20 protein-coding genes are annotated in these 24,693 nt (G+C 42.9%); 12 read left to right on the forward strand and 8 right to left on the reverse strand.

Going from position 1 to position 24,693, the window contains the following annotated elements; all coding sequences use genetic code 11:
• Window positions 1–246: 246 nt before the first annotated feature.
• The 5 genes from AC2SLL_RS04430 to frdD all read left to right on the forward strand — a co-directional run bounded on the left by AC2SLL_RS04430 (window position 247) and on the right by frdD (window position 4,960).
• Window positions 247–1,512, forward strand: coding sequence for an MFS transporter (locus tag AC2SLL_RS04430; RefSeq protein WP_486530480.1), 1,266 nt, complete (start codon window positions 247–249; stop codon window positions 1,510–1,512).
• 98 nt (window positions 1,513–1,610) lie between these two features.
• On the forward strand, window positions 1,611–3,425 hold the full coding sequence (frdA, locus tag AC2SLL_RS04435; protein ID WP_486530481.1) for a fumarate reductase (quinol) flavoprotein subunit: 1,815 nt from the start codon (window positions 1,611–1,613) through the stop codon (window positions 3,423–3,425).
• 1 nt (window position 3,426) lies between these two features.
• The gene (locus tag AC2SLL_RS04440; RefSeq protein WP_486530482.1) at window positions 3,427–4,212 is read left to right on the forward strand and encodes a succinate dehydrogenase/fumarate reductase iron-sulfur subunit; all 786 of its coding nucleotides are present in this window, start codon (window positions 3,427–3,429) and stop codon (window positions 4,210–4,212) included.
• A gap of 2 nt (window positions 4,213–4,214) precedes the next feature.
• Entirely contained in the window at window positions 4,215–4,619 is a 405-nt protein-coding gene (locus AC2SLL_RS04445) for a fumarate reductase subunit C (protein ID WP_486530483.1), read from the forward strand.
• On the forward strand, window positions 4,616–4,960 hold the full coding sequence (gene frdD, locus AC2SLL_RS04450) for a fumarate reductase subunit FrdD (protein ID WP_486530484.1): 345 nt from the start codon (window positions 4,616–4,618) through the stop codon (window positions 4,958–4,960). The genes AC2SLL_RS04445 and frdD overlap by 4 nt, the downstream gene beginning before the upstream one ends.
• Before the next feature lie 333 nt (window positions 4,961–5,293).
• On the opposite strand, the gene AC2SLL_RS04455 is transcribed toward frdD, so the two are convergent.
• Together AC2SLL_RS04455 and hppD are read right to left on the reverse strand one after the other, a co-directional pair.
• Window positions 5,294–6,688, reverse strand: a complete 1,395-nt coding sequence (locus AC2SLL_RS04455; RefSeq protein ID WP_486530485.1) for a Na+/H+ antiporter NhaC family protein — start codon at window positions 6,686–6,688, stop codon at window positions 5,294–5,296.
• A gap of 188 nt (window positions 6,689–6,876) precedes the next feature.
• Window positions 6,877–7,968, reverse strand: coding sequence for a 4-hydroxyphenylpyruvate dioxygenase (gene hppD, locus AC2SLL_RS04460; protein WP_486530486.1), 1,092 nt, complete (start codon window positions 7,966–7,968; stop codon window positions 6,877–6,879).
• 167 nt (window positions 7,969–8,135) lie between these two features.
• On the opposite strand from hppD, the gene AC2SLL_RS04465 reads away from it, so the two are divergent.
• The 4 genes from AC2SLL_RS04465 to AC2SLL_RS04480 all read left to right on the forward strand — a co-directional run bounded on the left by AC2SLL_RS04465 (window position 8,136) and on the right by AC2SLL_RS04480 (window position 12,587).
• A complete protein-coding gene (locus tag AC2SLL_RS04465) occupies window positions 8,136–9,053 on the forward strand; it encodes a LysR substrate-binding domain-containing protein (protein WP_486530487.1) in 918 nt (305 codons plus the stop codon).
• Window positions 9,054–9,311: 258 nt separating this feature from the next.
• The gene (gene fahA / locus AC2SLL_RS04470) at window positions 9,312–10,601 is read left to right on the forward strand and encodes a fumarylacetoacetase (protein ID WP_486530488.1); all 1,290 of its coding nucleotides are present in this window, start codon (window positions 9,312–9,314) and stop codon (window positions 10,599–10,601) included.
• Window positions 10,602–10,759: 158 nt separating this feature from the next.
• Window positions 10,760–11,335: a VOC family protein gene (locus AC2SLL_RS04475; RefSeq protein ID WP_486530489.1), complete on the forward strand. Its 576-nt coding sequence runs from the start codon at window positions 10,760–10,762 to the stop codon at window positions 11,333–11,335.
• Window positions 11,336–11,501: 166 nt separating this feature from the next.
• Window positions 11,502–12,587: a TRAP transporter substrate-binding protein gene (locus AC2SLL_RS04480; RefSeq protein WP_486530490.1), complete on the forward strand. Its 1,086-nt coding sequence runs from the start codon at window positions 11,502–11,504 to the stop codon at window positions 12,585–12,587.
• A 59-nt stretch (window positions 12,588–12,646) separates the two neighbouring features.
• Here AC2SLL_RS04480 and AC2SLL_RS04485 read toward each other — a convergent pair whose 3' ends face one another.
• Window positions 12,647–13,489 carry an IclR family transcriptional regulator gene (locus tag AC2SLL_RS04485; protein ID WP_486530491.1) on the reverse strand — a complete coding sequence of 281 codons (843 nt, stop codon included), beginning with the start codon at window positions 13,487–13,489 and terminating at the stop codon, window positions 12,647–12,649.
• 180 nt (window positions 13,490–13,669) lie between these two features.
• Here AC2SLL_RS04485 and maiA point away from each other — a divergent pair, with 180 nt between their 5' ends.
• Window positions 13,670–14,314 carry a maleylacetoacetate isomerase gene (gene maiA, locus AC2SLL_RS04490; protein WP_486530607.1) on the forward strand — a complete coding sequence of 215 codons (645 nt, stop codon included), beginning with the start codon at window positions 13,670–13,672 and terminating at the stop codon, window positions 14,312–14,314.
• Window positions 14,315–14,405: 91 nt separating this feature from the next.
• Here maiA and AC2SLL_RS04495 read toward each other — a convergent pair whose 3' ends face one another.
• From AC2SLL_RS04495 to AC2SLL_RS04505, 3 genes are all read right to left on the reverse strand, one after another.
• Window positions 14,406–15,845, reverse strand: coding sequence for an APC family permease (locus AC2SLL_RS04495; RefSeq protein ID WP_486530492.1), 1,440 nt, complete (start codon window positions 15,843–15,845; stop codon window positions 14,406–14,408).
• 141 nt (window positions 15,846–15,986) lie between these two features.
• On the reverse strand, window positions 15,987–17,273 hold the full coding sequence (gene gabT, locus AC2SLL_RS04500; RefSeq protein ID WP_486530608.1) for a 4-aminobutyrate--2-oxoglutarate transaminase: 1,287 nt from the start codon (window positions 17,271–17,273) through the stop codon (window positions 15,987–15,989).
• Window positions 17,274–17,799: 526 nt separating this feature from the next.
• A complete protein-coding gene (locus AC2SLL_RS04505) occupies window positions 17,800–19,266 on the reverse strand; it encodes an NAD-dependent succinate-semialdehyde dehydrogenase (RefSeq protein ID WP_486530493.1) in 1,467 nt (488 codons plus the stop codon).
• Window positions 19,267–19,455: 189 nt separating this feature from the next.
• On the opposite strand from AC2SLL_RS04505, the gene AC2SLL_RS04510 reads away from it, so the two are divergent.
• A complete protein-coding gene (locus AC2SLL_RS04510; protein WP_486530494.1) occupies window positions 19,456–20,265 on the forward strand; it encodes an IclR family transcriptional regulator in 810 nt (269 codons plus the stop codon).
• A 349-nt stretch (window positions 20,266–20,614) separates the two neighbouring features.
• Here AC2SLL_RS04510 and AC2SLL_RS04515 read toward each other — a convergent pair whose 3' ends face one another.
• Together AC2SLL_RS04515 and AC2SLL_RS04520 are read right to left on the reverse strand one after the other, a co-directional pair.
• Entirely contained in the window at window positions 20,615–21,868 is a 1,254-nt protein-coding gene (locus AC2SLL_RS04515) for a CaiB/BaiF CoA transferase family protein (RefSeq protein ID WP_486530495.1), read from the reverse strand.
• A gap of 251 nt (window positions 21,869–22,119) precedes the next feature.
• On the reverse strand, window positions 22,120–23,313 hold the full coding sequence (locus tag AC2SLL_RS04520; RefSeq protein ID WP_486530496.1) for an acyl-CoA dehydrogenase: 1,194 nt from the start codon (window positions 23,311–23,313) through the stop codon (window positions 22,120–22,122).
• A gap of 432 nt (window positions 23,314–23,745) precedes the next feature.
• On the opposite strand from AC2SLL_RS04520, the gene AC2SLL_RS04525 reads away from it, so the two are divergent.
• Window positions 23,746–24,594, forward strand: coding sequence for an IclR family transcriptional regulator (locus tag AC2SLL_RS04525; RefSeq protein WP_486530497.1), 849 nt, complete (start codon window positions 23,746–23,748; stop codon window positions 24,592–24,594).
• Window positions 24,595–24,693 lie beyond the last annotated feature (99 nt).

Consider the following 24,693-nt stretch of genomic DNA (forward strand, 5'->3'; position numbering starts at 1 on the left):
TAAAATATTAAGTCTAAAAGTGTTGTAACAGAAAATCATTGCGAACATTGCAATTCTTAAATTTAGCAAGTTTGAAAATTTTAGATGTTTTTAAAAGTTACAATGACCATACGGGTAGTCTATAGGGATAGTATTTAATGGATTTGAGCACTTGGCCCATGGAAGCGCCACTATTTTATAAGGATGTGGTCGTTATTAATAACACTACTATTATTATAAAGTCCTTTTTTGTATTGGTGTACGCCAATGCAAAATAAAAGAGTTAGTACAGATAAATCCCACCCCACACTACCAGTTAAGCCTAATAGACTACACTATGCTTGGGTTGTTGCCATAACGGCAGCCATCGCCATGTTGTGCGGACTTGGTCTAGGGCGCTTCGCTTTTGGTATGCTATTGCCATCAATGTCATCATCATTAGGTCTCAATTATAGTCAAAGCGGTTTGTTAGGTTTTGCTAACCTAGCCGGATATTTATTTTCGGTCATGATTAGTCCGCTGATTATACCCAAACTGGGTATAAGGCTAACCACCACCGCCAGTTTGCTGGTTATCTCTCTATCCATGTTTGGTATGGCATTGACCACAAGCTATCCCCTTCTATGCGTGCTCTATATCATGACAGGTATAGGTAGTGGCGGCGTTGTCTTGCCGATGATGAGTGGCATGTCATACTGGTTCTACCCTTCACACCGTGGTCTTGCATTAGGGCTTGTGATGTCTGGCGCTGGGCTTGGTATTATCTTATCTGGCTTTATGGTGCCAAAACTATGGCCAATTTTTGGTTTACTGTCGTGGCAAACCGGTTGGTTATTTTTCTCATTAATCAGTGCGTTAGTAGCTATTTTGATATTTTGCATCATGCATAATAAGCCAAGCGATATCGGCCTAGTACCTTTTGGGGAGGCGCCTAAGCATCCGCCAATAGATCAGCAAAAGATTCAACGCAAAGATATCAGGTTGCTAGGGTATTTAGGCATCATATTTGCTATTTATGGGGCAACTTATATGACTTATGTCACATTTATTGTGACCAGTATGGTTGATAACTATCAGCTTAGTGAAGCCTTGTCTGGGCAACTTTGGGCAGGAATAGGATTTTTAAGCATGTTTTCTGGGCTGATCTTTGGCTGGATTTCTGATCATATTGGTAGGCGTCTCGGTTTGGCCTTGTCCTTTTTCTTTCTTGCTATCGCTTATATGTTGGTTGGTTTTAATGACTGGAGTGCTGGACTTTACCTATCAATTATCATCTTTGGACTGGTCGTGTGGAGCGTACCAGTTATTATGGCGGCCTGTGCGGGAGACTACTTTGGAACAGCCGCTGCTGCCAGTGCATTGGCGGCGTTGACATTTACTTTTGCCGGTGGGCAGTCTCTAGGCCCTGTCGTTGCAGGCACTATTGCAGAGTTAACAGGAAACTTTACCACCAGTTACTTGCTATCAGGATTTGCGGCTATTATTGCTATTGGGCTTTCTCTACTGCTTCGCTCTTTTGAACCTAAAAACTAATAACTCTATTGTATTGTTGTAAATATATATCAAAATATAGCCATAATGCCATAAAGGAATTGTTACAATGGTTCTATACAAACTTCAGTGAGGACACTATGCAAATTGTAAAAACAGATGTGGCCATTATTGGTGCTGGTGGCGCAGGTTTACGAGCTGCTATAGAGATTGCCCGTGGCTCACCTGAAACTGAAGTGACCTTGATATCAAAAGTCTACCCGATGCGTAGCCATACAGTAGCGGCCGAAGGTGGCGCTGCTGGGGTTGTACGAGAAGATGACTCATTAGACAATCACTTCAACGATACAGTATCTGGCGGTGATTGGTTATGTGAGCAAGATGTGGTGCAATATTTCGTTGAGCACGCCACTGAAGAGATGATCCAGTTGGAGCACTGGGGGTGTCCTTGGTCACGCTTGCCTAATGGACGTGCTAACGTTCGCCGCTTTGGGGGCATGAAAATTCCACGCACTTGGTTTGCCTCTGATAAAACTGGCTTCCATATATTACATACCCTATTTCAAACGTCTATGCAGTATCCAAATATTAAACGTTTAGATGAGTACTTTGCTCTGGATTTGATTGTGGATAAAAGTATAGGTAGCACCACAAATACAGATCGCGTCACAAATAAAAATATGGGCTCGCTTGAAGGTGTGCTGACTTACGATGTACAAAATGGCAAAACGGTAGCCGTGCAAGCCAAAAGCGTCATTATTGCTACTGGTGGGGCTGGGCGAGTTTATACCTTCAATACCAATGGTGGTATCGTAACAGGTGATGGTATGGCGCTTGCCTATCGTCACGGTGTACCTCTACGTGATATGGAGTTTGTTCAGTATCATCCCACTGGCCTGCCTGGTTCAGGTATTTTAATGACTGAAGGTTGCCGTGGTGAAGGCGGTATTTTAGTCAACAAAGAGGGCTATCGCTATCTGCAAGACTACGGCTTAGGGCCTGAAACGCCTGTCGGCAAACCTAAAAATAAATATATGGAATTAGGGCCACGTGACCGCTTATCGCAAGCGTTTTATCATGAGTGGAAAGCAGGCAGAACAGTGGATACCCCACGTGGTCCGGCGGTATATCTTGACCTGCGTCATCTTGGCGAGTCTTATATCAATGAGCGCCTACCCTTTATTCGTTCGCTTGCACAAAAATTTGTCGGTGTTGATCCTGTTTACGACCCTATCCCCGTTCGGGCGACGGTGCATTATACGATGGGTGGTATTGAGACAGACAGCCGTTGTCAAACACGTATTGCAGGGTTATTTGCGGTTGGCGAATGCTCGTCAGTAGGCTTGCATGGTGCGAACCGTTTGGGATCAAACTCACTGACTGAGCTTTGTGTATTCGGTAAGGTAGCAGGCGAAGATGCCCTAGTATTTGCCAAGCAACATACTTCGGATCTATCACAAGCACAATTTGAGCAACTAGCTAAGCAAGCTTATCGTCCATTTGGCGAGCTGCTGAATCGCACCAATGGTACAGAAAAGCCTGCGGATATTCGCCGTGCCTTGGGCGAGATGATGGAAGCCAACGTTGGCATCTACCGCAGTGCGGAAAACTCTGAGATTGCTATTGCTGAAATAAAAGCCCTAAAAGAACGTTACAAAAATGTGCGAGTCACTGACCACAGCACTACGTTTAATACCGATTGGCTAACCACGATTGAGCTTGGCTATTTATTGGATGTTGCTGAGAGTATGATTTATAGCGCCAGTGCGCGTACCGAGTCTCGTGGTTCGCATCAGCGTTTGGATTATCCAGAGCGTAATGATGAAAGGTTTCTCAAACATTCACTAGCCTTTCATCAGCCAGAAGGGCTTGGCCCAAAAATTGAATATAGTGATGTACTCATTACCAAGTCAAAGCCTGCCACCCGTGCTTACGGCGCTGCTGGGGAGAAATGATATGACTCATCTAAATAGTAATAAACCTATTAAAGTAACGGTAATGCGTTATCGCCCAGATGTTGATGACCAGCCTTGGCCTGAATCATTTGATATTAAGTGGACGCAGGATATGTCTATTTTAGATGCGCTTGGGGCTATCAAGGATGATTTACAGCCCGAGCTGGCTTATCGTTGGTCATGTCGTATGGAGGTGTGTGGGTCTTGCGGTATGGTTATCAATGGCAAACCTAAGTTGGCTTGCTCTACGTTTGTGCGTGATTATGCTGTAGAAAATGGCGGTCAAGGGGAAATTGTTATTGGTGCGATGGATAACTTCCCCATTGAGAAAGATTTGGTGGTAAATACGGATGGCTTCATGAAAAAGCTTGAATCTGTAAGCCCTTATATCATCACCAAAAACCCAAGAGCCTTAAGTGAAAAAGAGAATATTCAAACACCAAAACAGTTGGCAAAATACAAACAGTACACCATGTGTATTAACTGCATGCTCTGCTACCAAGCCTGCCCACAAGTGGGTTTAAATGCTGAGTTCTTAGGTCCTGCGGCTTCTGCTTTAGCACACCGTTATAACTTAGATAGCCGTGATGAGGGTGCCAAGATACGCTTTAAAATGCTCAATGAAGAAAGTGGCATCTGGCCATGCACTTTTGTTGGCTATTGCTCAGATGTTTGTCCGAAAAAGGTTGATCCTGCTGGTGCTATTCAGCAAGCAAAAGCTCAAGGCGTGGGTTACTGGGCGATGGATTTAATCGGCAGTAATAAAAAAGAGCAAGAGGAGTCTTAATCATGGCCAGAAAACCTTATATCGCCAAACAACCTAGTAATTGGTACATGCAAAGTACTTTTTATAAAAAGTATATGTTGCGTGAACTGACCTGTGTGCCGGTCATTCTAGCTTCTCTAAACTTATTTTGGTGCATTGCTGCGCTCGCCACATCGCCAGAAGCATGGGAGAGCTGGATGGCCTTTCAGCGTAATCCTATCGTGGTTGTTTTTAATATTTTTGCCATTATCGCCGCCTTGTTTAATACGGTTGAGTGGTTTGCGGCCATGCCAAAAGCCATGCCTATTCAAGTGGGCGAGACGTTTGTCGAAGATAAAAAAATGATTGCGGGCAGCTGGGTTGCTTTCGTTATTATCAGTGTCATTATTTTTGCCATTATTGCAGGGCTGGCTTGGGGGAGATTATGAGTAAGAAGCACCTGAAGCCCATATTTTGGGGTATTTTCTCAGCAGGCGGTACCACAGCGGCGTTAACGCTTGCCCCTATTATTCTTATTATTTGTATCCTGTTACCTTTTGGCGTTATTGGCGATACGGTAACCTTTTATGAGTATGCGCATCGGTGGATGAGCCATTGGTTCTTTCTATTGCTGTTTTCGGTACTGGTTTTTACCTTTATGTGGCATGGGGCACATCGTCTGTACTACGTGCTGCATGACATGCACATTCATGTGGGTAGTGGCACTCGATATGCGCTATACACGTTGGCGGTTGCTGCGTTTTTAATCACACTGTTTGTTGGTTTGTAATCGAGTTACTCTAAAATGACTGCTGTCAATTAAAAGGTATAGGGTAATATATGTAGCTGTTTTACTTTGAACTGGCTATAACATAATGAATCAGATAATGTAGAGCGGTTTAGCCACGATTGTAGCGGTATCCTGCTCATTTAGGCGGGCTTTGTGGCTTAGGTTTTGCACTGGCTACGCGAAGCAAGAGACGGTGCAGACCTTAGCCACACACCCTTGCCTAGATGAACAGATACAAGCGAAAAGCGTGATGGGCTACAAACTTAATTGTTTATAACCCATCACGCTTTTTTTAGTCTTTAAAACCGTTTAAAGCCGTCTACTAAACCAAAGCTAAGCTTCTTTTTTGTCCAGCATGGTAATAGTAATGCCAGTGAAACCGAATAGGATGGTTAATAACAACGACAGATAACAGAAGAAAGCATACGGTAGATAATCAAGCACCGGCACACCTAAGGCTTGGCTGATGAACACACCGCAAACGCTCCAAGGCACTAATGGGTTAATGACCGTTCCGGCATCTTCAATGGTACGAGAGAGGTTTTTAGGATGTAGGTTTAATCGCTCAAAAGTTGGGCGGAACGAGGTGCCAGACAATAGCAGACTCAAGTATTGTTCTCCGATAAGTACGTTGATACTTAATGCTGCCATCGCTGCTGCAAAAATCGCTCGACCAGAGCTGGTTAAGGTGTCTTTAATACCTAATAATAGTGCCGGTAAGATGCCAAGTGCTCGTAATAAACCGCCAAGACTCAAGGCCAGTATCACAATGGTTTGTGTGAAGAACATACTTTGTACACCACCGCGCGACAACATGCCGCCCACTTCGCCCAAATCTAGGGCTTCAGCCGGTTTGTAACCCGCAAAAAAGTAACCCCCTAACTCGCCAATGCTTGGCGTGCTGTGCATAAAGGTTACAATCAGTGCCACAATAATAGTGCAAATAATGGTGTAGATGGCGTTGACTCTTAATAATGCGAGGGCAACCAACACGATAAAGGGTACAACCGAATAGCCATGTACCAAGCCACTGTCAATAAGTTGACCTTGTAACACGCTGACTTGACTCAAATCTGCACTAACCGTTTGTCCAGAAAAAAACCAAAACAACGCTAAGGTCAGTAACCATGCGGGTATTGTGGTGTACATCATATTGCGAATGTGCTCAAACAAATCAATACCCACAATCGATGATGCGATGGTACAGGTGTCTGACAAGGGAGACATTTTATCACCAAAGAATGCCCCTGATACCACGGCACCTGCGGCGATTGCTACATTTGCTTCAAACGCATTGCTCATGCCAATAAATGCCACCCCCAAGGTGGCTACAGTGGTTAAACTACTGCCCAGTGCAACACCGATGATTGAGGTTAGCACAAAAGCAGAGATGTAGTAATATTGAGGAGAGATAAGTTCAAAGCCGTAGTACATAATGGTTGGAATAGCGCCAGACATCATCAGAGCAGCAACCATTAATCCGATAAAGAAAAACAGATATATGGCACCAATACCACTCATCACGCCAGCGGCCATTTGCGCTTGCATGTCATTAAAAGTGAGCTTTTTGTATAGCCCGACACCAAGCAGAGCACAAATAGCTAAGATAAGGGATAAATGAGGTACCCAACCAAATCCAATCATGGTAACGCCCATGATGGCAATGATGATGGCGGACAAGACAAATGCCGTTTTAGGCGAAAACTGAGTCAAAATCTTTGGCTTCATAAAACATCCTTGTGTAGTTGATTTGATTAGCAATGCTTAGATTAATGTTGGAATTATCGTTTAAATATCAATAAGATATAATATAAACAAATATAGGAGTATATAAAACGGTCATTATTACCATCATTAATCAAAAATGCCTAGACTCATCACTGATGAGTTTAGGCATTTGTCTGTTTGCAATCGTATTAGTCTTCTTTACTACCGATAGCACCACGGTTAATTTGGTCGCGTTCTATTGATTCGAATAAGGCTTTGAAGTTTCCTTCTCCAAACCCTTCTTCATAGTCGCCTTTACGCTGAATAAATTCAAAGAAAACGGGGCTACCCAAGATGGTTTCTGAAAAAATTTGCAACAACAAGCGTGGTGTACCACCCTCAGTTGTACCATCTAGCAAGATGCCACGAGTTTGCAGCTCTGATACATCCTCGCCGTGACCAGGTAGGCGCTCATCTAGCATTTGATAGTAAGTTTCAGGTGGGGCAGTCATCAACGGAATGCCCGCTGCGACTAACTTATCAATACTCTCCAGCAAGTTATCACTCAATAAAGCGATATGCTGAATACCCTCACCGTTGAAATGCATGAGGTACTCTTCAATCTGACCCCCACCCTGCTTAGACTCTTCGTTTAAGGGAATACGAATTTTGCCATCAGGTGCGGTCATTGCTTTACTGGTTAGCCCTGTGTATTCGCCTTTGATATCAAAGTAGCGGATTTCACGGAAGTTAAAAATACGCTCATAAAAATCTGCCCAATATGCCATACGACCACGGTAGACGTTGTGCGTTAAGTGATCAATGACTTTAAACCCGTATCCGACTGGATTTCTATCCACATCGGGTAAAAACTCAAAATCGACATCAAAAATCGAAGCGCCATCTTCATAACGGTCAATCAAATAAATTAACGAACCGCCAATACCTTTGATGGCAGGCAATTTCAATTCCATGAAGCCGGTGGGCACGTCTACAGGCTGTGCACCGTTTTCAATAGCAAGCTCAAAAGCTTGTTTAGAGTTTTTGACGCGGAAACCCATGCTACAAGCACCTGCCCCATGCTCCTCAACAAAGTAGCTGGCTTGGCTTCTTGGCTCACGGTTTAACACAAGGTTAATATCGCCCTGACGATACAAGGCCACATCTTTTGATCGGTGATTGGCAACATGGGTAAAACCCAACTTTTCAAATAGTTCTTCTACTGCTTCTGGCTTAGGTGAGGCGAACTCAACAAAGTCGAATCCATTTAGTCCCATTGGATTGTCAAATAAATCAGCCATTGTCATTATCCTTAATAGTGGTTGTCCATTAAAAGCAAAAGTAACATCCTGATCAATTGAGTGAGGTGCAATAAATCTGCTGTACGGATATTAAACTTGCAATCATATTAAATTAGGTTTATTTATAAGACTAATTGTATTTTATGATTTATTTATCAGGATTCCTTATGAATATCACGATTAGACAAATTAATGCCTTTATCCAAGTGGCTGACCAAGGCAGTTTTACTAAGGCCAGCGAGCAGATGCATCTTTCTCAATCTGCCGTGAGCGGATTAATTAAAGAACTTGAATTTAACCTTGATGTGGTTTTATTTGATCGCACCACTCGCCAGTTATCACTATCTAATGCTGGCATGAGCTTATTGCCGCAAGCAAGGCGGGTATTAAACGAGATGCATTTATTAGAAAACGAAGCCAATAGTTTGACTAATTTAGCAAAAGGCCACGTGCGTCTCGTTGTCTCTCAGTTTGCCGCCTCATCTATGCCTGCCGTTGTCGCTCAGTTTGCTAAGATTTATCCTGATATTAGAATTTCTATTTTGGACTGTTCTGCTGAAGATGTACTGAAAAAAGTACAGAATATTGAAGTGGATTTGGGTGTGAGTTCTGAGCTTGTTTTTCTACAAGATGATGATGTGAGCACTGATCTACTATACGAGCTGCCCTTTTGTGTGGTTATGCCTGACAGCCACGCGCTGACACAAAAAGAGAGTCTTCATTGGGGCGACTTAGTAAATTACCCACTTATTACCTTAAACGGTCCATTTATTGAGCAAATAACCATGGAGCTTGATGAAGCCGTCGCCAGTCACATCCTACAAACTCAATATAAAGTCAACTTTATGTCTACTGCACTTGAGATGACCCGACAAGGTTTTGGTATCACACTCTGTCTACCCTACATGCCTGAGGTTATTGACTGGGTCAGTGCCAACCAACTACAAATGAGACCGCTTACTGACCCCATTAAAACCCGTAAATTCTTCATTTATCAAAGATCTTCTCGGGCGCTTTCGCCAGCGACTATCGCCTTCAAGACATTTCTACAATCGCACTTCAAGAGCTATTTCAAAGACATATAACACCTTAGTTATTAGAGCATGTCCTAATTTACATCCATTTAGATATAGCAAGCTGCATACAGTAACTTGCATTTTATGGGTACAAAGTAGGATACAGCCCATTCAATAAATGCCTTCTTACAAACAAACACAATACTGCTTGCAATATCGGGCACTATAAATTACATTATTTGTAATTAATTTACTAATTCGTAAATAATAAATAAGAAAGTTCTATTCTTAACTTAATTTCTAAAACCCTATGCAAGGAGCGCAACCATGTCAAACGCTGACAACACCCTTTCATCATTCATTCGTGTCGCTAATGATTGCGACTTCTCCATTCATAATCTTCCTTATGGTATCTTCAGTGATACCCCTGATGGTAAACGTCGTGCTGGTGTAGCCATTGGCGATAAAGTGTTGGATTTATCCGTTCTTGAAGATGAAGGGTTACTGGTACTAAACGGTGGTAATTATTTTGATCAACCTACTTTAAACGCCTTCATCGAGTCTGGTAGAGACAATTGGACCCACGCACGCCACACCATTCAAAATCTACTGTCAGCCGACAATGCTACTTTACGAGATGATAAACAATTGCAAGGTAAAGCCTTGTTTAATCAATCTGATGTGACTCTCCATCTGCCTGTACACGTGCCGGGATTTACGGACTTTTATTCCTCTAAAGAGCACGCCACCAACGTCGGCACTATGTTCCGCGATCCGAACAATGCACTACTCCCAAACTGGACTGAAATGCCTGTTGGCTATAATGGGCGTGCCAGTACCGTGATCGTTAGCGGTCAAGATGTGGTACGCCCCTCAGGTCAAATCAAACCTAAGGCCGACGAGCGACCCATTTTCTCGCCCTGTCGTCGTTTAGATTTTGAACTTGAAACGGCTTTTGTGGTTGGTAAGCCAAATAAAATAGGCCAACCTATTTCAATCGATAATGCTTGGGAGCACATTTTTGGGATGGTGCTATTAAATGATTGGTCAGCACGTGACATTCAAAAATGGGAATATGTGCCTTTAGGCCCATTTAATGCCAAAACCTTCGCTTCCTCTGTGTCTCCTTGGATAGTGACATTAGATGCGCTGGAACCCTTTAAAACAGCATGCCCAACTCAAGACCCTACGCCCCTTGCCTATCTGCGTGAAAGTAAAGTAGAAAATACCTATGATATTAACCTTTCGGTAGAGTTAAAAGCAGAAAACCAACAACAGACGACCACTGTGTGTAAAACCAACTTTAAGTACATGTATTGGTCGATGGCGCAACAACTTACCCATCACACCATTACCGGATGTGAGGTAAATGTTGGCGATATGATGGGATCGGGAACTATATCTGGACCGACACCAGACTCCTACGGTTCAATGCTTGAAATCGCTTGGAATGCGACTAAGCCTGTTGATATTGGTAATGGCTTGACGCGTACCTTTATTGAAGACGGCGATACAGTAATTATGAAAGGCTATGCCGAAAAAGACGGCGTGCGGGTTGGTTTTGGCGAAGTGAGAAGTAAGGTATTACCCGCTGTGACGTTTGATTTTAAACAGTAATTTTGATTAAAAAATTAGGTTTAAATCCAGATTAAACTTTAATAGAACTACTTGCCATATGCTCAGTTAGGGTCTTACTTAAACCCTTTAAGTAAGACCCTAAGAAGTGACATTAGAAGAACTATTTCAGTGCAACATCAGTCAAAAGGATATTGATAATGAGCTTTAAAATTGAACAAATCCACCATGTGGCTTATCGCTGCAAAGACGCTAAAGAAACGGTTGAGTGGTATAAAAAACATCTTAATATGGATTTTATTTTGGCCTTCGCTGAAGACCACGTTCCTTCTACCAAGGCATACGACCCATATATGCATATTTTTTTGGATGCGGGTAATGGAAATGTGTTGGCATTTTTTGAGCTACCCAATCAGCCCGAAATGGGATCAGACCCCAATACGCCAGATTGGGTGCAGCACATTGCCTTTAAGGTAAAAGATAAAGATGCCTTAATGGCTGCTAAAAAGCAGTTAGAAGACGGCGGCATTGATGTGGTCGGTGTGACTAATCATGGCATCTTCCACTCCATCTACTTCTTTGATCCCAATGGTCACCGCATGGAACTGACTTATGATGACGTTACCTCAGAAGAAAAAATCTCTCGTATTACCGAAGAGATGAAATACGATATGTTGGAGGAATGGACACGAACCAAACGTGCACCAGCACATACTCAGTTTTTGCATGCAGAGGAGCTGGCAGAGGTTAAAGAAGTTATCCCTGTTGGCGAATAATTTGTTAACCTTTAACTCGAGATATGCACTACAAGGTATGCGGCACGAAACATGCGGCAGAGACAACAGATACATAAGGCTTAATCTTTCATAAAGTCTAGACTGCTTGAGTACTACCCTATCTGCCCGCCGTTCTAAACAATTTAAAATCAAAAAAGGAATTTTGATGCCTACTAAACTATTAGTCAGTATTGCCCTAGCAGCCTTCATAGGCTTGTCAGGGTGTACCAATAAACAAGAAACGAATGCCAATGTTGAAGGAGATGCGGGCGTTGAGTCAAAAGCTAAAGACGCTGCGCAAGAGGTTACTATACTTCGATTCTCACATTTCATGCCAGCAACTGACCCTGTTAATAAGCAAGTTTTCGAACCTTGGGCGAAAAAGATTGAAGACGAGTCTAACGGTAGGCTTAAAGTTGAGATATATCCTTCAGCCACATTAAGTAAACCGGGTGCAACCTACGATGCCGCAGCGAAAGGAACAGTTGATATCGGCATGCAAGCTTATGGTTATACTGCTGGTCGCTTTCCACTCTCTCAGATTGCTGAGCTACCCGGTATCTCAAACTCAGCGGCACTGCAAAGCTGTGTTATTCATAAGTTATATGATGACGGCGTTATCGCTAATGAATATGATGACTCGCACTTACTTTATGTCATGGGCACAGGACCAGGCGCCTTACATACGGTAGATAAACCTATCAAAGTACCCGCTGATTTGAAAGGTCTACGCATTCGTCAGCCCTCAGCTGTCGCCAGCCATATTATTGAAACTGTGGGCGCGGCGCCTGTGGGGATGCCAGCCCCAGATGTCTATATGTCCATTGACCGTGGGGTTATTGATGGGCTGAGTTTTTCTTGGCAGCCCTTTGGTGCTTTCAGGTTAACGGAGCTTATGCACGCTCATACCAATATTCCTTTTTACAGTGCTGCTCTAGTCGTTAATATGAACAAGGACAAATATGAGAGCTTGCCGGATGATCTAAAGAAAGTAATCGACGATAATTCTGGTGCTTCTATGGCTGCTATTGCCGCTAAAGTTTTTGACACGGAGAATGCAGCCGTGATGGAAGAGGCTAAAGCGAATGGGGATATTATGATTGACATCCCCGACCCACTGAATGACCCCGATTGGAAGGGCCCTTTGCTTGAAGGGACGCAGCGATATCTTGATGAGGTTAGCGCAACAGGTTTGGATGCCCAGAGTGTTTATGAAAAAGCCAAAGAAGCCAGCTTAGCGTGTGCTCAATAGCGTTACGGTTTAATCGAGCCTGCATGTTACACCTGTTTGTTATAGGCTAGTTATATAGATTACATGCTGTGGTGTGTAGCGATTGACGAGATAACATCAGCAATATGCTGGTGTTTCTCTCTTGGTAGCTGCTCTGCCGTACCAATAACTGTAATGGCATACTCTAAAGGCTTGGTGGTAGACGGCGATAGCAATACCGGTAAAGATATAGCGTTGATGCCCATCAGTAAATCACCTGTTACAGCAGCATACCCTTGGGTTAAGATGGCTGCCTTAAGCTGTGTGAATCGTTCCCAATTCTTATCGAGATCACTGTTATGAATTGATCGGTTAGATTGCGTATTCTCACTGGAAAATGCCGACTGCATTTTGTCAGATTGAGTTTGCCACTCCGCAAACATAAGCCCTTTTACCACAGACTCAGGTTGATAAGCCGCAAATAAATAACCCGTTGCAGACGCCGTTAGTGGCATTCTTGAGCCAATGCGAGTAATAAGGCTAATAGGGCTATCAGGCTCTACAGACTGAATAATAACTGGACCCTCACTGACCCATTTTGCGATTTGTACACCACAGTTTAAAGCGTCTTTAATATCAGTTGCTGCATGCAATAGTCTCTGTAAAATATTGTTTTGCTCTAAGCTATTATGTCCAAGCGCATTTATTCGTAAGCCTAAGCTATAACGGCCATCCTCTAACTTTTGCGCATATTGCTTTCGGATGAGGCTTACCAAATAACGATGCACTTTTGCAGGATTCATATCCATAACTTGGGCAATATCTTTGAGCATCATAGGCTGATTTTTATCAATAAGTACATCTAACACAGACAGACCGATTTCAAGTGACTGCACACCACTTTGGATTTTGTTTGAACGTGCAGATGGTTCGACTAATGACATAGTTTTAGTTTACTCTGTAAAATCGTAATGTATTCTGAAAATTTAGCCATTGGGATATGAGATAAATTCTGACCTGATTATAACCATAATGTAAGCTGTTTAACATGTACAAAAGCAATTTCTATTAACGATGGCTGTTTATTGAAACTATCTATAACTGCTTATAAGGACACTAAGATGATGCAACTTTATGGCTACTTTCGCAGTGGCACATCATACCGCACTCGTATAGCGCTAAACCTTAAGGGGTTAGATTACCAATCGCTACCCGTTAATTTAGCACAAGACGAGCAATCTGAGGCGGCGTTTAAATCTATCAATCCACAAGGCTTAGTCCCCGTACTAAAAGTAGACGACTTACTGATGTTTCAAAGTCCTGCTATTTTAGAATGGCTAGAGGAAACCTACCCAGATAAGCCTTTATTACCTAAAGATGCAGAGGGTCGTTTACGTGTGCGTGCGCTCTGCGCTATGATTGGTTGTGATATTCATCCCATCAATAATCGTCGTATTTTACAATATCTACGCAACCAATTATCAGCAGATCAAGACCAAGTAATAGCATGGTGCCAACGCTGGATGGTGGATGGCTTTAGTGCATTAGAAACGTTATTGGCAGCAGATACTAGCCGCGGTAATTTTTGCTATGGCAATAGCCCTACCTTAGCAGACTGCTATTTAATTCCACAGATTTACTCAGCCAATCGCTTCAAGGTAGACCTCACGCCTTATCCAAACATTGCTGCTATTGATGAACATTGCCGATCATTGCCGGCATTTGAAAAAGCAGCACCGAATAACCAAGAAGATGCGCCAAAAAGCTAATTGTGACTGAACTGTTAGCCCCTAGATAATTAAGAAAGCTCTGCCTATTTCTAAGCAGAGCTTTCTTAATTTGACCATTTAAGACTAAACATTAAAGCAGTCTATTTTTCTTAAGCCATTCGACATTCAGCTCTTTTACGGCAACAATTTCTTCATCCATAAATTCTTTACTCTTACCGGGGTATTTAACGAGCGAATATCCATATAAAAGGATACCAAGCACTGTCCATCCCAAGAAAATCCACCATTCAATGGCTATTAGGGCCGACGGCATGCCCGGCATATATAAAGCCAATAAACCAAGACTTAAAATAATGGTCACAAAACCAACCGCTTTACCCGCAGGTATTTTGAAAGGTCGAACCATATCTGGCTCACGATAACGTAGCACTAAAAAGGCAAGGGCAACACAAGTATAAGCAATGACGATACCAAAACCACCGGCATCGACCACCCAAACCAACATTCTACGCCCAAATAATGGCGCTAAGGTGGCAAGCCCACCAATAAGCAGAATAGCATTAACTGGGGTATTGTATTTAGGATGAATTTTTGCCAAAAAGTTGGGTAACATGTGTGACTTAGCCATCGCAAACATTAAACGGCTGCCACCAATCAAAAAGGCATTCCAGCTTGATAGAATACCAAGTACACCAGCCATCACGAGTAATATCCCTGCCCATTTACCATTCCACGCATTAGTCATTGCATCGGCAGTGGCTAGGGTAGATTCTTGCGCTTGTAAAAGCGGTAGGGTACGTCCTACACTCCATGCAACACCAGCATACCAAGCAACGGCAACTATCAATGATAGTATTAGGAACTTACCAATATTTGGGCGGGTTAAATCAATCTCTTCTGCAGCCTGAGGAATCACGTCAAATCCAACAAACATGAACGGCACCATGATGATGACGGCCATAATACCACCAACTCCGCCAATAAAGGCAGGGGCTTGAACCGCATCAGAGTTAGCTGGTGTATATAAAAGCGCACCGATGAACAGCAATATACCAACCAGTAAAATGCCTGTCACTGCGATTTTCTGGAACATAGCACTAACACCTATACCGCGAATGTTCAGCCAAGTCACTACAATTGAGCCTATCATACCCACTGCCACCCAAGAGCCGTAAACATCCCAGCCAGCAACATTCCAAAGTAGACCTTGGTTAAAATTTGGTACAAGATATTCTACAACGGTCGGTAAGGCTACTGCTTCAAAAGCAACGACAGATAAGTAGCCAAATAAAATACTCCACGAGCATATAAACGATATATGCGTGCCCATCGCCCTATGGGTATAGGTATGCTCCCCACCTGTAATAGGCATTGAAGCAGCGAGCTCCGCATAAGTGACACCTATCAGTATTACCGCCAAACCACCAATCAAGAATGCCAGTACAGCACCCCAAATACCTGCTGAGATAACCCAGCCTCCCGCTAAGACTACCCAGCCCCAACCTACCATGGCACCAAATGCGAGTGCAATAATATCAACCGTTCCTAACGATTTTTTAAAATCAGACATAACAAATCCTTTGTTTTAATCTATGACTTAATTTAATACCACCGTCTACATTGCTCATCTCAACAAAAAGAGCTTATATCCGTAAGAAAACTAGCATTAATATTAGGTAACATTTATCCCGATTAATCTAAGAGCCTGTATTCATAGGCACGCCTTAATAATCTCTAAACCTTCATTTAGTATCTCGTCTGACACCGTTAACGGCACCATAATGCGTACCGAATTACCATGGCGGCCACAGGATGCCAATAACAGACCTTTTTCAAAAGCAGATGCTCTTAAGTCTACAGTTGCAGCAGGGTCAGGGCTACCCTTGTCATCGACTAAATCAAAAGCCAACATTGCCCCTTTATGGCGTATGTTTGCGATATTTGGATGGCTCAAATCTTCTAAAAATCTAGCGATCTTATTGCCGATAACCTGACTGCGCTCAAGTAAGTTTTCCTCTTCAATCACTTCCATAACTGCTAATGCTGCGACACAGCCAAGGGGGTTCCCCGAGTATGTGCCACCCAGACCACCCGGTTGTGGCGCATCCATAATATCAGCGCGTCCGATAACTGCTGAGAGGGGATAACCCCCTGCTAGACTTTTGGCACTGGTCATTAAATCTGGCTCTACCCCCAATTGCTCAGTCGCAAACAAGGTACCCGTACGTCCAAAGCAAGATTGTACTTCGTCAAAAATAAGCACAATGCCATGTTCATCACATATCTGACGTAGCGCTTTCGCAAAAGACGGAGTCACTTGATGGAAGCCACCCTCGCCTTGTACTGGCTCGATAATCATCGCTGCGACATCGCTAGGGTGAATGGATGCTTGGAATATCATATCAATACTATTTAGCGCCTGCTCTTCAGTCACACCAAGCTCAGGTGCGGGGAAAAGCGCATGATAAATAGACGCTGGCATCGGACCAAAATTGTTTTTGTAGGGTACTACTTTACCTGTGAGCCCCAGACACATAGCGGTACGACCATGCCAACCGCCAACAAATGAGATAACCCCATAACGACCCGTACTCGCCTTGGCAATTTTTAAAGTATTTTCAACCGCTTCAGCACCTGTGGTAAAAAATACTGCTTTTTTGTCGCCGCTGATGGGTGCTTTTTCGCACAGCTTTTCTGCCAAGGTCACATAGCTTTCATAGTTCATAATCTGAGCAGCGGTATGGGTAAACTTATCAAGCTGTTCACGCACACGCTGAGTAATTTTTGGATGATTATGACCGGTATTCAATACAGATATCCCGCCAATAAAATCAATATAACGGTTGCCTTCAATATCCCAAACCTCTGTATTTTTTGCTTTATCTGCAAACACCGGAAAAGCCACACCAAGCCCTTTTGGCAATACAGCTTGGCGACGGGCTAATAGTGATTGATTGGTTGTCGCGGTTGCTAGATTATTATTCGTCACATTATTCATCATATTATTCGTCATATTATTCGTCATATTATTCATAGTTACTTTCCTTGTATTAGATGGTTTGTCTAGGGCGTGTCCTCATTTTGAAAATGGAGATAAAAATTAGATAAATCGCAGTCAGACAAGGAAAATAATAGGTAAATATCGAGATATTTACCCGTTATTTGACGTGGTATGACAAGATTTAGCTATTTTTAGCCCATTTAAATGCAATTGTACGAATTGAGGATACGCCCTAGCGTTTGCTGAATAAAATTACCTGTAACGCTTACTTTCTATCACATTTAAATTCACTGAATTTAAAGTTATCGGCTATCAAAATTGGCCTTCAAAACAGCTATAAGAAGAAATCTAAAGTAGATATTGGGCAATCCAGCATGAATCGTACAAGGTATATTTTAAGCGAGACAAACCAGAGTACAAATTGAGTAAGGTTACCCCTTATATCAAGCTGTCATATCAATCCGTCATATCAATCCGTCACATCAAGCCACCGTAGAATGTTTGACTAAGGTTTGGGCAAGCATTAGCCCAGCTCTTGACACCAGTATTTAACAATCAGGTACTCTTCAATACCGTATTTCGACCCTTCTCTACCAAAGCCAGACTGCTTAACCCCACCAAACGGAGCGACTTCGGTGGATAAAATGCCTGTGTTTTGACCCACCATGCCGTATTCTAAGCCCTCAGTGACACGCCATGATCGGGCTAAATCTGTACTATAAAAATAGGCAGCCAAGCCGTAGATAGTATCATTGGCTTGTTTAATAACCTCAGCTTCATCATCAAATGTAAAGATAGAGGTGATGGGGCCAAAAATTTCTTCATGTGCAATATCCATATCTGCACTAATGTCCGTGATAACGGTTGGATTAAAGGTAAGTTTTGCAGCCTCGTTTTCACTACCGCCTGCTAGTAAGTTTGCCCCTTTATCTAGAGCATCTTGCAACAAAGCTTTTACTTTATCTAAGGCATCTTGGTTAATAAGTGGACCAATATCCACGCCCTCGGTAAGACCATTACCTACTTTTAATTCAGCCACTTTTTTGAGGTATATGTCTAAAAACTTATCTTTAATTGACTGTTGAACGTACACACGGTTGGCACAGACACAGGTTTGTCCTGCATTACGATATTTGGCCGCAATCAAACCCGCTGCTGCCTGCTCTAAATTAGCATCCTCAAATACAATGAACGGGGCGTTGCCGCCAAGCTCAAGCGATAACTTCTTAATCGTATCGGCACATTGCGCCATTAAGTTGCGACCTACCTCGGTAGACCCTGTGAAAGAGAGCTTATGAATACGTTTATCGCCTGTCAGTACATCACCGACGACAGATGATTTACCCGTCACTATCTGTAAAACGCCCTGAGGGATACCCGCTTGCATAGCAAGCTCGCCTAAAGCTAATGCTGATAAAGGCGTTTGCGAGGCAGGTTTAACCACCATAGTACAGCCCGCAGCTAAGGCAGGCGCAGCCTTACGAGTGATCATAGCAGAGGGGAAATTCCAAGGTGTAATAGCCGCACATACACCCACAGGTTGTTTAAGCACGGTGATACGTTGGCTGGCTTTGTTAGCAGGAATAGTATCGCCATAAACACGCTTGCCCTCTTCGGCAAACCAACGAATAAAGCTATTCGCGTACGTAATTTCTCCACGAGATTCTTTTAATGGTTTACCCATCTCAGCCGTCATTAGAACGGCTAAATCCTCATGGTTTTCATCAATGAGATCCGCCCATTTATTCAACAATTTTGCCCGCTCGCTAGGTGTTTTCGAGGCCCATTCGGCTTGTACACTATCTGCAGCAGCAACCGCCTGCTCAACTTGCGCTTGGCTTAAGCTAGGTACCTTACCAATAACTGAACCATCAAATGGGTTGGTTACCTCAATAGTGCTGCCATCTTCAGCATCAATCCAGCCATTGCCTGAACTATTGCCAACCAAGCATTGAGACTTAATCAATGAAGGATTCTTTAGTGAGAACATTACGACACTCCTTGGGCGCTAAAATTGCATTTGATTAAAAATATTAAATTCAATATACTGAATTGTTGTTTTTTATATAAGACAACTCATTATAAAGTGCCTTTTCGAGTAATTGCAATAAAGACGATAAAAATCGATTTTAAAATATAAAAGTTATTAATCCATACAAAGATCTATAGGAATAGCCATTTGAAACCATCTCAGCACAAGCCTCAGGAAAAAGCCAATGACCAAAGACCTGCTGTTAGCGTACCGGCTATTGACAAAATGTGCCTCATTTTAGATTTAATCACGGTAAGCCCTTTTCCGCTGACTTCAGCGGAGATTGCAACGCAGCTATCATTACCAAGAAGTAGCACTCACACTATTTTGCAAAGTTTATTATCCAAAAACTTGGTTTTTAAAGATCGTGACAATCGGTTTCACTTAGGATCATATCTGCTTTACTGGGCAGGAAAATACGAGCAACAGCACACGGTGATTCAACTATTCCATGAGCTAATCAACCACTACCCAACCTTACTCAAACATACAGTTACCCTATCAAAGATGGATGGTCATGAAGTCGTGTTTCTAGCCTGCCACGAATCTCCTGCCCCACTCGGTTTTACCTTCCATGCTGGAGTGCGTGTGCCCGCTGTGTTTGCGGCTACTGGTAAAGCCATGCTGGCAACCTATAGTGACGAGATGTTAATGCAGATGTATCAGTATTCGATGCCTGATCCGATGACCAGCTATGGCGTAACCACTTTAGGAGAGTTGCAGAATGAGCTCAGCCAAGTCAGAAAAACTGGGGTTTCATTGGATAACGGGCAGTTACGTGAAGGTATGTATTGTTTGGGCACTTGCATTCGCGACGCAAGTGGCACCGCCATAGCTGGCATGGCAGTGAGCTTTTTGCAAAGAGAGTACCAGCAAAATAAAAAGGAAGTGAGTGAGGCCTTACTGGCACTTTCAGCAGACATAACCGAACGATTGAGCTCAGCCAACGCGGCTTAATCAGTTTTTAATGACTAAAACTTTAGCTTTCTTGTCTTAGTTAATTTCTGTTGTTAAACGCTTCACCCTTATAACTAAAAAAAAAGCCTTACTCGGTAGGAGTAAGGCTTTAGCATTGCTATTTATAATTGCTATTGGTCTCATTAATATCCTGCGTGCGCCGTTGCATTACTAGTCGCACTAATATAGTCAGCGAACTACTAAACGGTTACGGCGTTAACCTCGTTAAGCCTACTCCAGTAGTACTTGCACTCGGTTGCCTTATAACCATTTTAGACTTCTTTGACTATAGTATCAATAGCACTAATAGTATCAATGACGGCATCGGTATCATTGGCATCAACATCAACTACACTATGTCATGAGACTGCAATTTTTCAATTTCATGAGCCGTTAGCCCTAAGCTTTTAAGGACTGCTTCGGTATCAGCACCAAATCTAGGTGGTGGTGTATCGTAGCGCACGGGCGTGCCAGATAACTTAATAGGATTGCCAAGCACATGAACAGGACTATCTGCAAAGCTTATTACCATATCACGCGCCGCCACTTGCGGCATTGCCAAGGCTTCTGTCACATTATGGATTGGCCCACAAGGTACATGTGTCGCTTGTAGAATAGCTAACCATGCATCACGATTTTTTTGTTTAAATGCAGTGGTTAAAATGTCTGTCAGCTCATCACGATTTGCTACTCGGCTTGGATTGGTGGCAAAACGCGCATCTTCATGTATCTCTAACCCTAATACCTCACAAATCTTAGCAAACTGGCTGTCATTACCACATGCTAAAATAAAATGATTGCCATCACCCGCTTCAAAAACTTGGTACGGGCAAATATTGGGGTGAGCGTTACCCAATCGGGGTGGCGTATCGCCAGTTGCTAAATGGTTCATACCAATATTTGCCAACATGGCAATAGCACTATCAAGAAGTGCCACATCAACCTGCTGACCTAAGCCTGTTTGTTGCCTCGCCAATAGGGCCGCTTGTATACCAATCGTCAGCTGCAAGCCTGCAAACAAATCCACCACAGCAACGCCAACTTTATGTGGCTCGCCGTCACTTGGGCCAGTAATGCTCATCAATCCTGATAAACCCTGAATAATATAATCATATCCTGGCTTATGGGCATCAGGGCCTGTTTGCCCAAACCCTGTTAGTGATGCGTAAATAAGCGTTGGGTTTAACGCTTTTAACGACGCATAGTCTAAACCGTATTTTTTAAGTCCGCCCACTTTAAAATTTTCCACCAACACATCACTATCCATAACTAGCTTTTTAATTAGCTCCTGCCCTTCTGACTGAGTAATATCCACAGTGATGGATTTTTTATTGCGATTAACCGTCGCAAAATAGGCAGAGGTTAACTCATCGCCATCAACAAAGCTCGGCGGTGTCCAATGCCGTGTTTCATCGCCAATTTTTGGTCTTTCCACCTTGATAACTTCTGCACCCAGATCTGCCAATATTTGTGTACAAGACGGGCCTGCCAACACGCGAGATAAATCTAGCACTTTAATACCCTGTAAAGCTTGGGTTTGAGCGGCTTGCTTGGTTATTGTTTTATTATTTATGGCTTGGTTGTTTATTGCTTGAGTGTGCATATTATCTCCACAAAAATCCATTTTCACATTTATTACAAAACATGCCCTAAAGCGCTTTAATCACTTTAGGGCATGCTGTGAAAGAAACTTTGCTTGTGAAAACTATAATTAATACCATTTTCAACAAATACAGTAGTGAGTTCAAGGTATAGACTAGCGAGGTAAACGATTAAAAGCACGACATTGGGTCGTCTAAACGAGGTTAACACCTCAGCAGCTTATAGGCTCACTGACTACCGACTGTATTAAGATTAAGCAAACGCTTGAATACCCGTCTGTGCACGACCTAAAATAAGGGCATGAACATCATGAGTACCTTCGTAAGTATTAACCGCCTCTAAATTCATAACATGACGAATAACGTGATACTCATCACTGATACCATTACCTCCATGCATATCACGGGCAACACGAGCAATATTCAATGCTTTACCACAGTTATTCCGTTTAATCAGTGAAATCATCTCTGGGGCTGCATTATGCTCATCCATTAACCGGCCAACCCGTAGTGCGGCTTGCAAGCCTAAGGCAATTTCAGTCTGCATATCAGCAAGCTTTAACTGTACCAGCTGGGTTGCTGCTAAAGGACGATTGAACTGTTTGCGGTCCAGTGTATATTGACGTGCTGCTTGCCAGCAAAATTCTGCCGCACCCATAGAGCCCCAAGCAATGCCGTAACGCGCTTTATTTAAACAGCCAAACGGACCTTTTAAACCGCGTATATACGGAAAGGCATTTTCTTCTGGTACAAACACATTATCCATCACAATCTCGCCTGTAATTGAGGCTCGCAGTGAAAACTTACCTTCAATTTTAGGTGCAGATAATCCTTCCATGCCTTTCTCTAAAATGAATCCGCGAATCTCATCATTGTCATCTTTTGCCCATACTACAAACACATCAGCAATCGGACTATTAGTAATCCACATTTTGCTACCTTTAAGCTGATAGCCGCCGTCTACAGATTTAGCACGGGTTTTCATCGACCCAGGGTCAGAGCCAGCATCCGGTTCTGTTAAACCAAAGCAGCCAACATAGTCGCCAGTGGCAAGCTTAGGCAAATATTTCTCTTTCTGCGCATCGGTACCATAAGCCCAAATTGGATGCATTACCAGACTTGATTGCACACTCATAGCAGAGCGATACCCAGAATCGACCGCTTCAACTTCTTTGGCGATTAACCCATATGCCACGCTCGACAACCCGGCACATCCATAACCGTCGATAGTCACACCAAGTAAGCCAAGCTCACCCATTTTACGCATGATGTTACGATCGAAGTTTTCATGACGGTTGGCTTCCTTAATACCAGGCATTAATTCGCTTTGGCAAAAGTCACGCGCCGAACGCAGAACCATTAACTCCTCTTCCGTTAACTGGTCACGTAGCAAAAAAGGGTCCGACCATTCAAATGATGGCTGTGAATATGTTGGCGTATCAGACATGACTAACTCCTTGTTAATGTCATCAATAATTGAGGCTTTACTACTCATTTGTTGCTATCAAAGGCTATGAAAAGTTAGCAGTAACAGCTAATGATAAGAGTTATATTAAAAGCGCTATTCAAACGTCGCTCCTTTTAAACAGCCCTAGTTTTGAACATTACGACGTTCAGCAGGTGCGGCGATACGAGTATGGATACTTTAAAAACTAATCGGTAAAAAATATTAGACAAACAAGTTCCACTATGCGAAACTAAGTTCCATTAATTGATAATTATTAAAGCAGATGTCATCACTGATGTAAAGTCATTGAGTTAAATCAGTGCATTCATTTAAATTAGTGCTATAACCATGCTTTAGCTATTGATGATTGGCTTAAGCATGAGCGCTATAACGTAGCCATACCAACCGACAGCCTAAGACAGGGGTATCAATATGAATACAATCAACACATCTGAGCAACCGCCTCACATAGATCCGCACCCCGAATTAACGGACTCAATCAAAGCCTCCCTGTCACAAGCAAAACATAATGATGATAGAGCCTTCATTCACGCACTCGGACGCGGTATGTTGTTGCTTAGTACCTTTGAAAATGCAAGCGAGCTGACTCACCAGCAACTATGTGAACTAACACAGTTGCCCAAAGCGACGGTCAGCCGACTGATTCATACCTTACACACACTTGGTTTTATGCGCCGAAAAGAGAATGACACCTACTGCTTAGGAAAAAACCTACTGAAGCTCAGTGCTAGCTCTTGGCACAGACATGACCTAGCAAACGAAGCGCTGCCCCTGCTTAAAGATTTTGCTATGGAAAATAAGGTGTCTGTGAATATTGCCACTGAGATAGAAGGCGAGATGCATTATTTGGCTTGCTATCGTAGTCCGGCTCGGCTTGCGGTTAATCTTGCTGCTGGCTCTAGCGTGCCCATTGATAAGACGGCAATTGGTCGGGCTTATTTTGCGATGCTTAGCCCATCTATGCAGCAACAGGTTATTGACAGCTTGCCAGATTTAGATAGTGAAGAAGAGAAACAGCACATTAGTGAAAAACTAAAAACTCAGGCGCAGTTTTTTTATCAACATGGGTACTGCCTATCAGATGGAGAATATTCTCCCGACATATTGGCCGTTGCCGTTCCTTTATACGACAGTACAAAAAGAGAGTATACCCATGCCCTAAACGCCAGTGTACCCAAGTCAAACTGGGCTACCCATGATTATGTGAACACTATTGTCCCCAAGCTTAAATTGCTTGCCTCACAAATAGAGGGCGAATAAGGGCGACTTTATTTTTTCAGAGTGTTACTAATTAGTTTAGTTTGAGCAACCAGCGCTATCAGCCCATTAATCTACTTATATAATGTAGTCTCCATTAAT

The organism is Psychrobacter sp. CX97, assembly GCF_057396285.1.